Below are 16,257 nucleotides of genomic sequence, written 5' to 3'. Positions count from 1 at the left end.
AGGCTCCTACATGGGGTCTACGTCGAAATAGATCTGCAAGGCCTTATAGCCTTTCTGGTTCAGCAACTGCTGTCGGAGGGCTATAAGGCTTTGCTGCGTTTGTGCCCTGGCAATGCCGTTCTCCAGTTTCAGCACGATCTTGCGGATGCTGAGACTTTGGATGCGTGCCACGCCCGGCTTGTCGGGACCAAGCACGCGGTCGCCGAAGCGTTGGCGTAGCTGGGCACCTAATTGCTGAGAAGCCGCCTCGACAATGCCCTCCTGTTTGTGCTTGAGGTATATATATATAAGGTGGTAGAACGGCGGATAGTGGAACAGATGGCGCTCGGCGAGCAAGTCGTGGTAGAAAGTCTGGTAGTCGTTGCTCACCACCTGCTGCACCACGGGCAGCTGAGGGTTGCGGGTCTGCAGGACGACGAGTCCTCGTTTGCCCTTGCGTCCGGCGCGGCCGCTGACCTGACTCATCATCATGAATGCATACTCGTAGGCACGAAAGTCGGGATAGTTGAGCATGGAGTCGGCGTCGAGGATACCCACCACAGCCACGCGGTCGAAGTCGAGTCCTTTGCTGATCATCTGTGTGCCGATGAGCAGATTGGTCTTGCCAGCGCCGAAGTCGTGGATGATACGCTCGTAAGCTCCTTTCGTGCGGGTGGTGTCGAGGTCCATGCGTGCCACGCGCGCTTCGGGAAATACCTCTTTTATCTGATCTTCTATCTTCTCCGTGCCATAGCCGCGTCCGCTGAGATGAGGATTGCCGCAACAGGGGCAGACCATCGGCACGGGTTGAGTGTAGCCACAATAGTGACAGGTGAGCATGTTGAGACGCTTGTGGTAGGTGAGACTCACGTCGCAGTTCTTGCAGTGGGGTACCCAACCGCAGACCTTACACTCGATCATCGGCGCAAAGCCACGGCGATTTTGAAAGAGGATGGCTTGCTTGCCTTGGCTCAGTGCCTCACGTATGGCACTGAGCAGTTGGGGCGAGAATGGGCCACTCATCATCTTGCGGTGGCGAAGGTCTTTGATGTCGACGACATGGATGTCGGGCAACTGAATGCCTTGGTAGCGCTGCATGAGTGGCACATAACCGTATTTCCCCGTCTTGGCGTTGTAGTAGCTTTCCATGCATGGCGTGGCACTGCCAAGTAGTGTCTTGGCACCGAGCATCTGTGCCATGACGATTGCTGCGCTGCGTGCGTGGTAGCGTGGTGCGGGGTCTTGCTGTTTGTAGCTGGTCTCGTGCTCTTCGTCGATGATGACCAGTCCCAGCCGCTGAAATGGCAGAAACACAGCGCTGCGTGCACCGAGGATCACGCTGTACGGCTTGTCAGAGAGTTGCTTCTGCCAAATCTCCACGCGCTCGGCATCGCTGTATTTGCTGTGATAGATGCCCAACTCACTGCCGAAGACACGCTGCAAACGTTCAGTCATCTGCACGGTAAGCGCAATCTCGGGCAAGAGATAGAGCACTTGTTTGCCTTCGGCGATGGCTTTCTCAATGAGATGGATATAGATTTCGGTCTTGCCGCTGGAGGTCACGCCATGGAGTAGCACCACGTTCTTTTCCTTCCACTGCGCCTCAATGTCACTCATAGCTTTTGCCTGAGCGTCGTTGAGCGTCTTCATGTTTTCGGGATGAGGCTGTCCGGCGTGGTTGAGCCGTCCCACCTCGCGGTCATAGGCTTCAAGGAAACCGTGTACGACGAGCTGTCGCACAATAGCTGTGGAGCAACTCGTGGCGTTCATGAGTTCCTCGCGTGTCAGCTCCTTGATCTCGCAGGGATTCTCGAAGTAGACGTCCCAGTGGGAGAGTTGCAGAAAGGCGAGAAACACTTTCTGCTGTTTGGGCATGCGCCGCAAAAGGTCGATGGCGACGTGCAGCGCTTGTTCATTGCGGTATTTGGCGGCCAGCCTCACGCAGGTCTCCGTCTTCGGGCGGTAGCCTGTCTCTGCTTTCAGTCCGGCGGGCAGGGCAGCGTTCATTACCTCGCCCATGGTGCACATATAGTACGAGGCGATCCACTGCCACAGCCGGTATTGGTGGGGCAGGATGACCGGTGCAGGATCGAGCACGTCGAGCACTTCTTTGATCTTGCTGTCGTCGAGGTCGGGCTTGTCGTCGTGGACGCGTACGCAGAGTGCCGCCACCGTCTTGCTCTTGCCCCAGGGCACGAGTAGGCGCATGCCGGCCACGATGCCGTTGGCTTTCTTGTCGTCAACGGCATAACTGAATGTGCCCTCCAAGGGCAGCGGCAATATCACGTCTACGTATCTCATGAGAATATATACGTGAGCAAAGGTAGTAAATTAATTAATAGATACCAAATTTGCCATACGTAAATTGCCATGTTCTCTATCGGCTACTCTTTTCTTTCTTCTATCTTCACATCTAACGTCTGCTCAATGACGGTGATGATGCTGTTGAGATTGGCAGTATCAAAGTCAGCGGTGAGGCGCTTGGACATGTTGTCAGCAGTGAGGCGCACATGATAGTAAGTGCTGAGTGTGTGGAGCACATCGGCGAGGGGCGCGTCTATGAAATGGAACTCATGAGTAGCCCAGGCTGCCGAGTTGAGGTCGGCTTTTCTGTCCAGTCGTGGCGAGCTTTCTCCATCAGTGAGCATGGCCGACATGCCCGCCCTTAAGGCGACAGCCGTGCTGCCGGAACGTGTAGAACCGAAACTGGCAGCACCTTCAAGGACGGTCAGACGTGTGCCGGCTTCCGACTCCTCCACTTGCAGATGCGTGCCGATGTCGCGGACGATGTAGTCGTTGTCAGCAATAGTGAAAGGATGACTGGCATCGTGATGGATGGCGAAGTAGGCTTTGCCCGTCATCTCCACCTCGCGGCAGTCGTCCTTATAGGACAGCGTGGCGTGGGGAGCCAGCGTCACTATCGTGCCGTCGGGCAGACGGTAGACCTGCTGCGAAGCGTCGGCGGTGAGAGTTGTGGCTGTGGGGCGCAGATACAGATAGGTGCCAATACCTAAAAGAATGAGTACCGAGGCGGCGATGGATACCCCGCGCAGGTACAGGTGCTTGGCGGTTTTGGGGCGGATGCCCGTGCGGGTCTTAATCTTATCGAGGGCTCTTTGTGTGTCAAGCTTGCCCTCCTTATAATAATGAAGAACGTAGCGCATACGCGAATGGTGAGTTATTTCCAGGTTTGTATGATCTCTTCGTATCTTGCCCACTTCGTTTTTGTCTTATGGTAGCCTGCTGTCATGCCGATGCCTCCTTTGACGTTGCCGTAGGAAGGAGCGATGTTAGACAGTCCTGCTTTGGCGAGATCGTTGTTGTCGAGGCTGCCGATGGAGTGGACGAAATGGTAGAGCTCCGGGGTGATATGGTAGAGGACGACCCGATAGTAGGGGCTGACCTCCTTGTTGCAGAGACTTCCATCGGACGATGTGATGGTCTCATTGTTATATTCACGCCACACGTTGAGGTGCAACGTATAGGTCTTGCCGTTGATGTCGTCGTCGGTGAAGACGTAGAAATGTTCGTAGTCGTTGTCGTCGTAGCCGAAGTCATAGTCGATTTGTCCAAGTCCACTGAGCAGTGGCTCACTGTCGAGGTAGATATGCCTCACTGATTCCGTAGTGTCCGTCTTGTCGGTGTTGTCAGAGGGGGCTTCGCCCTCCGCGTCGGTTCCCGTGAGGATGCCTCCTTTGTGAGTGATGATAGCACTCACCAGCTGCACGGCGTAGTAGTCTTTCGTGTCGCCGGGATCGGTGAAAGTGGCGGTGATCTGGTAGAAGTCCTCAGCCTGCTCTTCGTAGTTGGAGTAGAGATGCACCTTCTTGACACTTGGGTTGTCGATGGTGATGGCATCGAGGATGGTCGTCGACGCCGAGGCGACGGGCAGACTGTCGGCATAGGCGGCGATATGTATGTGGTCGCCGACCTGCTGGTGTGCCACGGCCTTGTACGTACCGTCGCCCATGTTGATGATTTCTGCTGCCTTGCCGTTGACGGTGTAGTCGACATGTGCTGTGGTGACGGGCGTGATACTGCCTTTTGTATTGACCGGCAGACTGCGCGTGAGCCGTATGACTGTGGTGTTGCCGGCTGTGGGCATACAGTAAAGGATGAGCTTGGGATTGCTCTGTATCTTATTGATGTCGAAGTCGTCCTTGCAGGAGGTCAGCGAGAGTGCGGCGAGTATATATATAAATAAGGTGTAGTGGTGTCGCATGGTGTTAAAACTTATAAGTGTAACTAAATGATGGGATGATGGGGATGTAGCCTTTCGCCTTAGCCTTGAACGTGCCGGAGTAGTTGTCGTAGTTGACATCGACCCACATGGTGTTGAGATGGCAGTAGGCGTTGTAGATGCTCCAGTTCCAGATGCGCTCATGTCCGTGCTTGGTGCGGTGGTGGATGTCCACGCCGATGTCGAGACGGTGGTAGGCAGGCGCACTGACGTTGTTGGGCCGTTCGAAGAGGAAGTCCTCCTCGCCGCCGTCGCCCAGGTCGGGGTAGTTGACATATTGTGTGGGCACGGTGAGGCGGTTGCCGCTGTGATAGAGCCATTCGGCGTAGAGGTGTGTGCCCTTGCCGAAGGTGTAGCGCACCGATGCGTTGATTTTATGGCGGTTGTCAAACTTGTCGTAGTACCAGTCTGGGAAATACTCCTCGAACTTGCGCTTGTTCCACGATAGTGTATAGGAAGCGTCGAGTTGCAGGCGGTGTGTGGCATAGTGTGCGTCGAACTCCAATCCGTAGAAGCGCCCGTGCCCTTCCATCACCTTCGTGTCCCAGTTGTTGGCGGGTGGCTCCAGTCCCTGCCAGTTGGTATATTGCAGCAGATGTGACGACCACTTGTAGTAGCCTTCCATCGACAGCAGCCAATGGTGGTTGGGCTGTAGATACACGCCCGCAGCCCACTGATGGCTGTGCATAGGATGAAGGCGAGCTGTCGTGGGCACCCAGTAGTCGCTCGGCAAGTCGATGTAGGCATTGGAGATCTTGTGCACAAACTGCGTCATCGTGGTGTAGCTGGCTTTGAACGAGAGGTATCGGTTGGGCTGGTATTTCACGGCGGCGCGCGGGTCGAGGTTCATAAACGTCTTACCCTGAACATGGAAGAGCGCCATGTTCATGCCGGCGTTGAGACTCCAGTGGTTGCTGAGTGTCATCTCGTCCTCGGCATAGACGTTCAGCTCCGTGGCAGCGAGATGGCTTCTTGAACTGACTTTCGTGGTGTCGCCCTCGCTGTCATTACTGACGATGTTGATCTGGTCGTTGCTTTGCGGGCGGAAGTGGTGCAGGGTGAAGTCATGACCGAAACGGATGTGGTGGCGCGGGGTGGGGCGGTAGTCGAAGGCCATGCGGTAGCCCACGTCGTTGATGGTGGAGTGGTAGCCGTGCTCGGTGTACTGACGAGAAGACTCAATGCCGTTAGTGTCCATGACACGGTCATCCTCTAAAGACCGCAGCTTAGACAGACTGTAGGTGTACACGCCCGTGATGTTGGCGAAGAACTTCGGCGAGAGGATATAAGTCCAGTCCAAGGCAGCGTTGAAGTTGCCCCAATTGAAATGGTTCTTGGTCAAATCCTTCTCGGTGCCATGATTGCTATCGTCTATGCGTCTGCCGTCATAGGTGTAGTAGCTCATGGCGCCGTAGCTGTAGTCATATTCGTCGCGCGTAGAGAGCTTGTCTTGTCCCCAGTAGGTGCTCAACGACAGTCGCGAGCGGTCGCTGAAGAGATGCGTCACCTTGGCGTTGAAATCGTGGAAGAAATATTCGAGGTTGATCTTGTCGTCGTCCTCGCCGGCGTGGTGGTTGATATATGAGAACACGGGTCGTGTGATCAAGTCGAGCCATGAGCGCCGCAGGGCAATGTTGAAACTGGTCTTGCCCTTCTGTATCGGTCCCTCGAACTGCAGGCCACCATCGAGCAGGCCGAGGCGCACCGAGCCATGGTACTGCTGCATGTCGCCGTCGGTGGTGCGCACGTCGATGACACTGGATAGTCGTCCACCGTAGCGGGCGGGGAAGCCGCTCTTGTAGAAGTCGACATTTTTCACGATGTCGGCGTTGAACGATGAGAAGAGTCCGAGCGTGTGGTTGATCTGGTAGAGTGGTGTGCCGTCGAGCAGGAAGAGATTCTCGTCGTTGTTGCCGCCGTGGACATACAGTCCGCTGACGAGTTCCACGCCCTCAGCAACACCGCTGGTGCGTTGGAGCGTTTTCACCACGTCGGGCGAGGACAGCAGGGCGTAGCCCGTCTTAATGTCGGACTGTGAGATCGAGCGTTTGCCGGTCTGTGTGTTGAGCAGCGGTGAGTTGAGATCTCCCTCCACGACGACCTCCGGCAGTCGGTTGTCTTCCATGAGAGCAATGTCTTGCCGGAGGTTGCTTTCGAGTTTGGCCTTGATCTTTTGGTCAGCGAATCCGAGGTAGCTGAACTTGATATGGTGCTCGCCCTCAGGTAGGGTGAGCGAATAGAAGCCATAGGCGTTGGTGGTGGTTCCCGTGCCGGTGGTCTCGTCCCATACAGTGGCGTTGATGAGTGTCTCGCCACTGGTGTCGCGCACATAGCCGCTGAGCGTGTGTCGCCGTGGTGGCGCCAGTGTTGCTTTGCGCGGTTGTGGCTGGCTGTGTGGATCGGTCTTTTCTTGTTTGGCTGCTTTCAGTATGATATAATTTCCATTGACCGAGTAGCTGATGCCACTGTCTTTGAAGAGCGTGCTCAGGGCTTTGGCCAGTGTCATGCCCTTGAGCGACGGTCCTCGATAGGTGTTGCCTACGGGCAGCGAGGCGTCGTAGGTGAAGTTGACTTTCTGAATTCGGTGCAACCATTCCATCTGTTGCCGGATGGTCGTCGTGTGGTCTTTGCCCCAGACAGCCAGCGGCAACAAGATGAAGAGAATGGTCGCCGCAATGATCATTCTTGCGGTTTTCACGTTACAATATATATTCTGATTACTGTTTATTCCTAAAATGCTTTTCCGAAGCTCACGTATGGTATGAGAAACACGTCGCCCTTGCTGTAGGCATTGTCGGATGTTGTCCAGCCGTTGGTGGTGTTGATCATTGGTGTGACACCACAGCGGAATTGGAAACCATGCGTACTGGTGTAGCGGTAGCCAACATTCATATAGAGGAAGTCTCGCACCTGCGTCTTGTTTTCGCTTTTGATGCTGATATAGCTCTCCTTGCCCATATAAGCGACGAGAAGCTTACTGCTGATGAGGCGCAGTTGGTTGCCGAGTCCTAATTCCAGTCTTGACTTGCGCTTGCCGATCAGGTAGTTCATGCCGGTGGTCAGTCCGTAGTACATTGTATGGGTATGGATGCCCATCATGTTGTCCCATTGTCCAGTCCATCCCAGACCGACTTGATAGCCCCACGGGGAGTCCTTCTTCAATCGTGCGTCCCAGTTGGCACTGATGCCCCAGCACGGGCCACCCTCCTCACCATAGATACTGTGCAGTGGCATGACAAAGGTGGAGTCGGCTGTTCTTGCCGTCATCGTCAGGCTGCCCCCCATCAATAGCAGTGCAAGGATCAAGCCCTTGCTTTTCTTTGCATTCATATTCTCTCAGTTGTTGTTTTCTGTCGCTATGACGCAGGAAGTCGGGAATCCCCCCATGGGAGACATAAAAAAGTGTTCTTCTTTTTATGCTTTTATCCGTTTGTCCTACCTTTGCAAACTTGCAGCTCGTTCACGGTATGTGCGAGCATAAGGAACGCAATGAGCCACTGATGCAGTTCATGGCAGCACGGGGCTATGCCTGTGTCATCCACGACAAAAGCATGTTCGCCTGCGAAAAAGAAGGCAGAGAACTCAGCAACGACAATTTTAAAAAAAGAAAAATGGGGAGAAAGCGAGAGGATATAACAGAAAATTAGTACTTTTGCCGTAACATTCAAGCAAGCAAGACTATGGGAAGAAGCATACTCATCAAGGACACGACGCGCGAGGAGCGCATCGGCATCATCCGTGGCTCGCTCGACTGCGGGGCCGGCGGCTGTGAGAACTGTTCGAGCTGCTGGCTTGGCGGCGGCACTGTCGACGGCATCTATCAGGACTATATCGACGGCAAGCGGGAGCTGGCCGACATCAACAGGGAATACAGCGAGCGTTTCGCAGGGAGGCAGCGCCGATGACTCCGCCGGACATCAAGGGCTCCACACGCGAGGAGCGCGAGCACTTTGTCGTTGAGGCCTTCCGCTGCATCAGCGACTGCGACAACTGCGGAGCGTGTCAGTTTCTCAAGGGACGTCCGGCAGAGGAACTCTATGCCGACTACATAGAGGGACGGCGCGATTTCCGCGAGATAACCATAGAAATCCGGAACAGTAATTATTGAACGACAGAATGGAAAGAAGAAAAGGTAAGTCGGTCTATCGCACCATACGCGACTATGTGATCATCACCATCGCCATGCTCTTGGGTGTTATTGGCGTCAACGTGTTTCTCGTGCCCAACCAGATCACCACGGGCGGTATCGTGGGTATCGCCTCGATCGTCTATTGGGGTACGGGCATACCGGTGCAGAACACCTATTTCCTGCTCAATGCGCTGTTGCTCATCGCCGCGCTCGCCGTGCTCGGCTGGCGCTTCTGTGCCAAGACCATCTATGCGGTTGTCGTCTTCACCGTAGCCTCCACGCTGTTTCAGCATATCTTCGGCATGAACATCCATGCGCTGTCTGACCAGAAGTTCATGGCGTGCATCGTCGGTGGCGTGTTCATGGGCACGAGTGTGGGACTCGGACTGTCGGCAGGCGGCAGCACGGGCGGTTCGGACATCATTGCCGCCATCGTGCACAAGTACCGCGACGTGTCGCTGGGCCGCATCATCCTGCTTTGCGACATGACCATCATCACGTCCAGCTACGTAGTGCTGCGGTCGTGGGAGAAGGTGCTCTATGGCTATGTGCTGCTGTTCATCGTGTCGTTTTGCGTGGACTATGTCATCAACTCACTGCGGCAGAGTGTGCAGTTCCTCATTATTTCGGACAAGTATCAAGAGATTGGCGAGGCCATCAACAAGATCGCGGACCGCGGCTGCTCCACGCTCAACGGCAACGGCTTCTACTCCAAGAAGGACATCAAGGTCATCTTCTGTATTGCCAAGCGCAGCGAGTCGAGTCTGATCTTCGACCTTATCGATGAGATCGACCCCGACGCCTTTGTGGCGCAGAGTGCCGTGACAGGTGTCTATGGCCAAGGCTTTGACCGTGTGAAGGTGAGGAAGAAGATCAGTCTGGAAGAGATCAACAAGCAGATAGGCGAGAGTGCCAAGCAGAGTTAATCGTTCTGCTGGCGGTTTTCCTTCTGATAGGCTTTGGGCGTGCAGCCAGCGTGTGCCTTGAAGAAATTGGTGAAGGCACTCTGGTCGCCGAAGCCTAAGGAAAAAGCGATCTCGCCGATGGGCATGTCGGAGGAGCGCAGCATGGTGCAGGCTTCCTCAAAGGCGAGGTTGTTGAGGTAGTTGTTGATGGTGTTGCCCGTGAGCTCACGCACCACGCGACTGAGATAAGTGGTGGTGATGCTGAGTTTGTCGGCATAGAATCCGATCTGTCGCTCTTGCCGGAAGTGCTTATGGGCCAGAAAGAAGAAGATTCTCAGAATGTCTTGCTTATGCCGGAGGTCGGGCGTTACGAGACTGCGGTCGTAGGGCAGTTCGCTGACAAAGAGCAGGCAGACGTGCACCAGTGAGCGTAGCATCTCCACCTTATATATATGTACATAGTGTATTGTGCGTCGGATTTGTTGGAAGATACCACTGAGTTCCGCAGCCTGTGCCGCGTCGAGATGATAGAGGCATGGCTCCGTGCCGCCATTGGGCATCAGGGGAGCGTCACCGCCGTCGAGTTGCATGAGCTGCTGATAGAAGCTGTCTTCTAAGAGCAGTCCCTCAGTCTCCGTGTCTTCGGGAAATGAGCAGTCGACGGGTTGAAAAGGATGAAGCAGAAGCAAATCACCGCTATGCAGTTCCATCCGCTCATCGCCCACGGTGACAGTGGCTGTGCCCGAGCTGATGAGGTGGAGCTCGTGGCAGCTGATGCTGTTGGTATAGGCGCGCAAGTCACTCTTGCCGCCCTCTTTTGAAGAGAAGTAGGCGACACTCCCGCCGAAGATATCCCGGATGTGATAGCGTTCGGCAAGCTGGGGTAAGCTAAGGTTTCCGCGACTGGCCATAGTGAATGTTGCGGCAAATATAGCGAATAGTTTTGGAATTTACAAAAAAAACTCTCTCATTCTTAAATACGATATCCAAGAAAACCTTATCTTTGCAGCAGTATTAAACCTAAACGCAAAACTAATATGGCAACAACCCTCATACTGATAGAACTGCTTGTCGTCTTGGTGTTTATTTTCATCGGAGCGCGCGTGGGCGGCGTAGGCTTGGGCATCTATGGCATGCTCGGCACCTTTATCCTCGTCTATGTCTTTGGCCTTGCCCCGGGCAAGGCCCCCATCGACGTGATGCTGATCATCCTTGCCGTCATCACAGCTTCGGCAGCCCTGCAGGCTACGGGCGGACTGGAATATCTCGTGGGGCGTGCCGCGCTGTTTCTTCGCCGCCATCCCGACCATATCACCTACTATGGTCCGCTGTGCTGTTTTGCCTTTTGCGTCTTTGCCGGCACGGCACATACCAGCTACAGTCTACTGCCCATCATCAGTGAGATCGCCCAAGCCAACAAGACACGGCCCGAGCGTCCGATGAGCCTCTCGGTGATCGCTGCCTCGCTGGGCATCACCAGCAGTCCCGTGTCTGCCGCCATGGCCGCGATGATCTCTTCTGATCTGCTCGGCGGACAAGGAATAGAATTGGGAACCATCCTTATCGTCTGTCTGCCGGCCAGTATCGTTGCCATCCTGATAGCCGCGCTTATCGAGAACCATGTCGGCAAGGAACTTGTCGATGACCCGGAGTATCAGCGTCGCGTGCGCGCGGGGCTCATCGACCCCGAGGCCGACGCCAACAATCTCAAGGAGGCCGAGACCGAGCATAACCCGCGCGCGCTGCGTGCCGTATGGGCTTTCTTCTTTGGTGTGGCTCTCGTGGTGCTCTTCGGCTTCGTACCCTCATTGCGTCCCGAAGGCGTGACGATGAGCGAGACGATCGAGATGGTGATGATGAGCGATGCCATCCTCATCCTGCTTGTCGGCAAGACCAGCGTGAAGGAACTGCCCAAGGGCAACATCTTCACGGCGGGCATGAACGCTGTCATTGCCATCTTCGGCGTGGCGTGGATGGGCTCCACTTTCTACACAGGTAATGCCGACGCCATCAACAGCACTCTCTCCGGCATGGTCGCCACGGCACCGATGCTCTTTGCCGTAGCCTTGTTCCTGATGAGCATCATGCTCTTTTCCCAGGCCGCCACAGTCACCACGCTTTATCCTGTCGGCATTGCCTTAGGCATCAACCCGCTGCTCCTCGTGGCGATGTTCCCGGCTGTCAACGGCTATTTCTTCCTGCCCAACTATCCTACAGAGGTTGCCGCACTGGAGTTTGACCGCACGGGCACCACCCATGTGGGCAAGTATGTCATCAACCACTCCTTCCAGCTGCCCGGCTTTGTCACCACCTTTGTCTCCATCGGCGTAGGCTATCTTGTCACCTTGCTGCTTTCCTGATATCATTTACTCATTATATATTATTCATTATTTATTATATTGGTTATGAAAACAAAACGTCTCTCATTGCTTTTGCTGCTCTTTACCTTCGTGGTATGCCTCGCAGCCAATGCCAAGCCTAAGATCAGAATCATTGCCACCGGCGGAACCATTGCCGGAGTGAGTACCTCAGCCACCAACTCTGCCTACAGTGCCGGACAGGTGGGTGTGCAAGCACTGATACAAGCCGTGCCGCAAATGCTCGACGTGGCGGATGTCAGCGGTGAGCAACTCGTCAACATCGGGTCGCAGGACATGAACGACAATGTGTGGCTCAAACTTGCCAAGCGCATCAATGAGCTGCTCAACAACGAGGGCTACGATGGTGTCGTCGTCACCCACGGTACAGACACGATGGAGGAGACCGCCTACTTCCTCAACCTCACCGTACACAGCGACAAACCTGTCATCCTCGTGGGATCCATGCGCCCCTCAACGGCAATCAGTGCCGACGGACCCGGAAACATCTATGCCGGTGTCGTCGCTGCCGCCAGTCCGCAGTCAGTAGGCCGTGGCGTGATGGTGTGCATGAACAATCTGCTGCTCGATGCTAAGGATGTCACAAAGATGCACACCACCGACGTGGCTACCTTTCAAGCTGCCAACTTCGGCAAGGTGGGCTATGTCTACAATGGTCAGGCCATCTACTGCCGCGACATCACCAACCTCCACACCACCAAGAGCGAATTCAATGTCGATAATCTCACTTCACTGCCTAAGGTTGGCATCGTCTATGGCTACGCCAACTGCTCGCCGCTGCCCATGAAAGCCTTTATGGACGCCAACTTCGACGGCATCGTGCTCGCTGGTGTCGGTGACGGCAACTTCTATAAGGATGTCTTCGACGTGGCTCTGCAGGCGCGTGCCAAGGGCATCAACATCGTACGCTCCAGCCGTGTGCCCACCGGACCCACCTGCCTCAATGGTGAGGTCGACGACAGCAAATACCACTTCGTCGCCGCGCTCACCCTCAATCCGCAGAAGGCACGTGTGCTGCTCATGCTCGCGCTCACCAAGACACGCGACTGGCAGAAGATACAGGAGTATTTCCAAAAGTACTGACACCACCGCGCCTTTCTGAATCCTCAACTCATTAACCAACCAATAACAGTCTACCGCCATGAAAAAAATGATGATATTGGCGGCCGCACTCTTCTTTGCGATGGGTGCTGCCGCACAGGGAGATAATGTCGGCATGGGAGGCCCAGACGGCAACTATACCAGTCTGGCTGAGCGCATTGCCAACCTTGAGAAGAAAAACGATGCCTTCAACGTCTACTTCAACTATGCCGCCTCGGCGCAAGCCAGCTACGACGGCCACACGTGGAGCAGCAAGCTGGCCAATAAGCAGCTCAGGCTGGAGATCAAAGGCAACATCACCCCACAGCTCTTCTACCGTCTGCGTCACCGCATGAACAAGGCCAATACGGCGCAGGGCGAGGACAACTTTGCCAAAGCCACCGACATCATGATGGTGGGATACAACGTCAGCGACAAGCTCACCATCATGGGTGGTAAGATGTGTCAGATATGGGGCGGACATGAGTTCGACGAGAACCCCATGTATATCTATCAGTATTCCGACATGGTCGACAATATGGACAACTTCATGGCGGGACTGGTGGTGGCTTATCATCCCGTGCCCTCGCAGGAGATTGCCGTGGAGGTGTCGGATGCTAACAACGGGAAGTTCACCGACGAGTATGGTGCCGGGGCTGTGGCTGTCACGGGGCGCGGCGATGGCATACGTCAGCTTGAGAAAAGCAACAATCCCCTGACCTATATCGTCAACTGGAACGGAAACTTCTTCGGCGGACGCTTCCAGACACGCTGGAGCTGGGGCTTGCAGACGCAGGCTCGCCATGAGTACTCTCGCATGTGGGTATTCGGGCAAAAGCTCAACCTGCCCACCGTGCAGTGGTATGTCGACTACATGGGGGCGTGGGACGGACTCGACCGGTTGCGCATCGCCACCAACGACCTCGGTGCTTTCCTCGACGGACAGAAAAACGCCTACTTCAGCGACGTGCACTACAACTCTCTGATCTCGAAGGTCAACTGGCAGTTTGTGCCACGGTGGAACTTCATGGCCAAGGGTACCTACGAGACGGCGAGTGTCAGCAAGATAGAGCAACTCAAGGACTACCGCAAGTCCATCGGCTATCTCGCCAGTCTGGAGTACTATCCCGTCAAGGACCAGGATCTCAGACTCTTCCTCGCCTACGTCGGGCATCACTACGACTTCAGTAGTAAATGCGGACTTGCAGACTACAGCACCTCGCGCATCGAACTCGGTTTCATGTATCGCATCAAGTGCTTCTAACCTTGGAATCAGACGAGGATAATAAAAAAACAGCAAGTGCTTTCACAATTTATTGTGAAAGCACTTGCTGTTATGGATGATTTTACTTATCTTTGCCACAAAATAACAATATATTGTGAATACTAAGGAAATTGGAGAATTCATAAAGAAACGAAGGCAGGAGTTGCAAGTCAATCAGCTGACGCTTTCTGAATTGGCAGGTGTAGGCATCAACACGCTTGTGGCTATTGAGCGTGGAACCGGTAATCCTCAGTTAGCAACATTGCTTGCCGTGCTTGATACACTAGGATTGCAAATGAAAATAGAACTTAAAGATTAAACATGATGAGACAGTGTGAGGTTTATATTCATGACTTCTCTACTCAATACTCGTTAACCCAGGAATTGATCCATCACTCTTTTCTCTCAGAGCGTAACAAAACTATTTATTGGCGAAGTACGGATTATAGACGGAAGATGCTGGCATAACTCTGCTGATACACTTGCAATAAAATCAGAGTCGAATTCTTGTTAGAGTTCTTGAAAACGTGCGAGGGCCTTTAGTTGCGTCTACAATTCCTGCCGCGTTTCGTTATTTACAAAAAGGCGAATGTTTTTTGTAAATAGATTCATGCTAAAACGCTTAACTTTGCAGGCGTAAACAATAATCATTTCATCAACCATTCATAATTACTACTATGGCAGAAGAAAAGAAATACAGAGTGGAGTCTGACCTCTTGGGCGAGCTCAAGGTGCCCGCTGAGGCTTACTACGGTGTGCAGACACAGCGCGCCATCAACAACTATCATATCTCGCGCAAGAAGATGCGCGACTATCCCGACTATGTCATCGCCATCGCCTACGTGAAGCTCGCCGCCGTGCAGACCAACCATGCGCTGGGCACTATCAACGACGAGATTGCAGGTGCCATCTCCCAAGCCTGCCGCGAGATCATCGATGGCAAGCTCCACGAGAACTTCCCCATCGACATGATGCAGGGCGGAGCCGGCACGTCGGTGAACATGAATGCCAATGAGGTCATTGCCAACCGCGCACTCGAGATCATGGGTCACAAGAAGGGTGAGTATCAGTATTGCTATCCCAACGACCACGTCAACTGCGGACAGTCGACCAACGACGTCTATCCGACGACCATCCGCCTGGCCATTATCCGTATGAACAAGACACTCGTCGGCTCGCTCACCGGACTCATCTCGGCATTCCGCTACAAGGCTGACGAATATCGTGACGCCATCAAGATGGGACGCACGCAGTTGCAGGATGCTGTGCCGATGACCTTCGGGCAGGAGTTCAATGCTTATGCCGATAACCTCGAGGAGGAAATCCTCAACCTGGAGCGCAACGTGAAGCTGCTCCACGAGATCAACATGGGCGGTACTGCCATCGGCACCGGCCTTAACGCTGTGCCCGGCTTTGCCAAGCTCTGCGCCGCCAACCTCAGCAAGCTCACCGGCGAGAGCTTTGTCTCTTCACCCGACCTTGTGGAGGCTACGCCCGACACGGGAGCCTACGTCAGCTACTCTGGAGCACTGAAGCGCTTGGCTGTGAAGATCTCCAAGATCTGCAACGACTTGCGTCTGCTGGCTTCCGGTCCACGTTGTGGCCTGCATGAGCTCAACCTTCCGCCAAAGGCTCCCGGTTCCAGCATCATGCCCGGAAAGGTCAACCCCGTCATTCCTGAGGTGACCAACCAGACCTGCTTCAAGGTCATCGGCAACGACACCACCGTGACCTTTGCCGCTGAGGCCGGACAGCTCGAGCTCAACGTCATGGAGCCCGTCATCACGGAGTGCCTCTTTGAAAGTCTTTGGTGGCTCAGCAACGCCATCACCACGCTCACCGACGAGTGTGTGCTCGGCATCACCGTCAACAAGGAACGCTGCTACGAAATGGTGAAGAACTCCATCGGCATCGTTACTGCCCTGAACCCTTACATCGGCTACAAGAGCAGCACGAAGATTGCCAAGGAGGCCAACGAGACCGGACGCTCGGTCTACGACCTCGTGCTCGAGCATAAGCTCATGACCAAGGACGAACTCGACAAAGCCCTCGACCCCAAGGAGATGCTGGAGTCGCATAAGTTCCTCACCAAGCATCTGTCGTCGAACTGATCATAAAGATATACAAGGAAAGCGGTTCACCTCTGAGAGGGGTGAACCGCTTTTTGCGTCATTTCCGGTCATGGTCATGTTGGTCAAACTCGACTTTTGTTACTCAACTTCCGTATATGAGAAAGGTATTTACCATAAAATTCTTGTGGGTTAAATAATAAAGTTGTATTT

At 54.3% G+C, this 16,257-nt stretch carries 14 protein-coding genes; 8 read left to right on the top strand and 6 right to left on the bottom strand.

Annotated features, from left to right (window positions below; all coding sequences use genetic code 11):
- Window positions 1-6: 6 nt before the first annotated feature.
- The 5 genes from priA to NG346_RS07085 all read right to left on the bottom strand — a co-directional run bounded on the left by priA (window position 7) and on the right by NG346_RS07085 (window position 7,549).
- Complete coding sequence (gene priA, locus NG346_RS07105; protein WP_262288512.1) at window positions 7-2,280, bottom strand: replication restart helicase PriA; 2,274 nt, start codon at window positions 2,278-2,280, stop codon at window positions 7-9.
- A gap of 83 nt (window positions 2,281-2,363) precedes the next feature.
- Window positions 2,364-3,143 carry a FecR family protein gene (locus NG346_RS07100; protein ID WP_262288511.1) on the bottom strand — a complete coding sequence of 260 codons (780 nt, stop codon included), beginning with the start codon at window positions 3,141-3,143 and terminating at the stop codon, window positions 2,364-2,366.
- Between the two features lie 14 nt (window positions 3,144-3,157).
- Complete coding sequence (locus NG346_RS07095) at window positions 3,158-4,201, bottom strand: DUF4249 domain-containing protein (protein ID WP_262288510.1); 1,044 nt, start codon at window positions 4,199-4,201, stop codon at window positions 3,158-3,160.
- A gap of 4 nt (window positions 4,202-4,205) precedes the next feature.
- Window positions 4,206-6,902: a carboxypeptidase-like regulatory domain-containing protein gene (locus tag NG346_RS07090; protein WP_396266750.1), complete on the bottom strand. Its 2,697-nt coding sequence runs from the start codon at window positions 6,900-6,902 to the stop codon at window positions 4,206-4,208.
- Window positions 6,903-6,949: 47 nt separating this feature from the next.
- The gene (locus tag NG346_RS07085; protein ID WP_262288509.1) at window positions 6,950-7,549 is read right to left on the bottom strand and encodes a hypothetical protein; all 600 of its coding nucleotides are present in this window, start codon (window positions 7,547-7,549) and stop codon (window positions 6,950-6,952) included.
- A gap of 350 nt (window positions 7,550-7,899) precedes the next feature.
- Between NG346_RS07085 and NG346_RS07080 the strand changes: the two genes are divergently transcribed.
- Genes NG346_RS07080 through NG346_RS07070 form a run of 3 tightly spaced genes read left to right on the top strand, consistent with a single transcriptional unit; the run spans window position 7,900 to window position 9,274 of the window.
- Complete coding sequence (locus NG346_RS07080; RefSeq protein WP_262279843.1) at window positions 7,900-8,124, top strand: hypothetical protein; 225 nt, start codon at window positions 7,900-7,902, stop codon at window positions 8,122-8,124.
- Window positions 8,121-8,327, top strand: coding sequence for a hypothetical protein (locus tag NG346_RS07075; RefSeq protein ID WP_154533836.1), 207 nt, complete (start codon window positions 8,121-8,123; stop codon window positions 8,325-8,327). Before NG346_RS07080 ends, NG346_RS07075 begins: the two co-directional genes overlap by 4 nt.
- 8 nt (window positions 8,328-8,335) lie before the next feature.
- The gene (locus NG346_RS07070; protein ID WP_262288508.1) at window positions 8,336-9,274 is read left to right on the top strand and encodes a YitT family protein; all 939 of its coding nucleotides are present in this window, start codon (window positions 8,336-8,338) and stop codon (window positions 9,272-9,274) included.
- On the opposite strand, the gene NG346_RS07065 is transcribed toward NG346_RS07070, so the two are convergent.
- Entirely contained in the window at window positions 9,271-10,164 is an 894-nt protein-coding gene (locus tag NG346_RS07065; RefSeq protein ID WP_262288507.1) for an AraC family transcriptional regulator, read from the bottom strand. The genes NG346_RS07070 and NG346_RS07065 overlap by 4 nt on opposite strands.
- Window positions 10,165-10,290: 126 nt before the next feature.
- Here NG346_RS07065 and NG346_RS07060 point away from each other — a divergent pair, with 126 nt between their 5' ends.
- The 5 genes from NG346_RS07060 (at window position 10,291) to aspA (ending at window position 16,086) form a co-directional block, all read left to right on the top strand.
- Window positions 10,291-11,613, top strand: coding sequence for an anaerobic C4-dicarboxylate transporter family protein (locus tag NG346_RS07060; RefSeq protein WP_262288506.1), 1,323 nt, complete (start codon window positions 10,291-10,293; stop codon window positions 11,611-11,613).
- A gap of 45 nt (window positions 11,614-11,658) precedes the next feature.
- Window positions 11,659-12,714: an L-asparaginase 2 gene (ansB, locus tag NG346_RS07055; protein WP_262279839.1), complete on the top strand. Its 1,056-nt coding sequence runs from the start codon at window positions 11,659-11,661 to the stop codon at window positions 12,712-12,714.
- A 58-nt stretch (window positions 12,715-12,772) separates the two neighbouring features.
- Window positions 12,773-13,975, top strand: coding sequence for an OprO/OprP family phosphate-selective porin (locus tag NG346_RS07050; RefSeq protein ID WP_262288505.1), 1,203 nt, complete (start codon window positions 12,773-12,775; stop codon window positions 13,973-13,975).
- Window positions 13,976-14,090: 115 nt separating this feature from the next.
- On the top strand, window positions 14,091-14,294 hold the full coding sequence (locus tag NG346_RS07045) for a helix-turn-helix domain-containing protein (RefSeq protein WP_262279837.1): 204 nt from the start codon (window positions 14,091-14,093) through the stop codon (window positions 14,292-14,294).
- Between the two features lie 358 nt (window positions 14,295-14,652).
- The gene (gene aspA, locus NG346_RS07040) at window positions 14,653-16,086 is read left to right on the top strand and encodes an aspartate ammonia-lyase (protein WP_154533830.1); all 1,434 of its coding nucleotides are present in this window, start codon (window positions 14,653-14,655) and stop codon (window positions 16,084-16,086) included.
- The last annotated feature ends 171 nt before the right edge of the window (window positions 16,087-16,257 follow it).

This window comes from Hallella absiana (assembly GCF_025457485.1).
In the GTDB taxonomy this organism is placed as follows: Bacteria; Bacteroidota; Bacteroidia; order Bacteroidales; family Bacteroidaceae; genus Prevotella; species Prevotella absiana.
Note: the sequence above shows the minus strand (reverse complement) of the source record. Positions and strands in the feature narration are given on the sequence as shown.

What these genes read in the sequence shown, in the direction of transcription:
- NG346_RS07080 (WP_262279843.1), top strand. Translation starts at nt 7,900, where the DNA reads ATGGGAAGAAGCATACTCATCAAGGACACGACGCGCGAGGAGCGCATC.
- NG346_RS07085 (WP_262288509.1), bottom strand. Translation starts at nt 7,549, where the DNA reads ATGAATGCAAAGAAAAGCAAGGGCTTGATCCTTGCACTGCTATTGATG.
- NG346_RS07075 (WP_154533836.1), top strand. Translation starts at nt 8,121, where the DNA reads ATGACTCCGCCGGACATCAAGGGCTCCACACGCGAGGAGCGCGAGCAC.
- NG346_RS07100 (WP_262288511.1), bottom strand. Translation starts at nt 3,143, where the DNA reads ATGCGCTACGTTCTTCATTATTATAAGGAGGGCAAGCTTGACACACAA.
- aspA (WP_154533830.1), top strand. Translation starts at nt 14,653, where the DNA reads ATGGCAGAAGAAAAGAAATACAGAGTGGAGTCTGACCTCTTGGGCGAG.
- NG346_RS07090 (WP_396266750.1), bottom strand. Translation starts at nt 6,902, where the DNA reads ATGATCATTGCGGCGACCATTCTCTTCATCTTGTTGCCGCTGGCTGTC.
- ansB (WP_262279839.1), top strand. Translation starts at nt 11,659, where the DNA reads ATGAAAACAAAACGTCTCTCATTGCTTTTGCTGCTCTTTACCTTCGTG.
- NG346_RS07060 (WP_262288506.1), top strand. Translation starts at nt 10,291, where the DNA reads ATGGCAACAACCCTCATACTGATAGAACTGCTTGTCGTCTTGGTGTTT.
- NG346_RS07095 (WP_262288510.1), bottom strand. Translation starts at nt 4,201, where the DNA reads ATGCGACACCACTACACCTTATTTATATATATACTCGCCGCACTCTCG.
- NG346_RS07050 (WP_262288505.1), top strand. Translation starts at nt 12,773, where the DNA reads ATGAAAAAAATGATGATATTGGCGGCCGCACTCTTCTTTGCGATGGGT.
- priA (WP_262288512.1), bottom strand. Translation starts at nt 2,280, where the DNA reads ATGAGATACGTAGACGTGATATTGCCGCTGCCCTTGGAGGGCACATTC.
- NG346_RS07070 (WP_262288508.1), top strand. Translation starts at nt 8,336, where the DNA reads ATGGAAAGAAGAAAAGGTAAGTCGGTCTATCGCACCATACGCGACTAT.
- NG346_RS07065 (WP_262288507.1), bottom strand. Translation starts at nt 10,164, where the DNA reads ATGGCCAGTCGCGGAAACCTTAGCTTACCCCAGCTTGCCGAACGCTAT.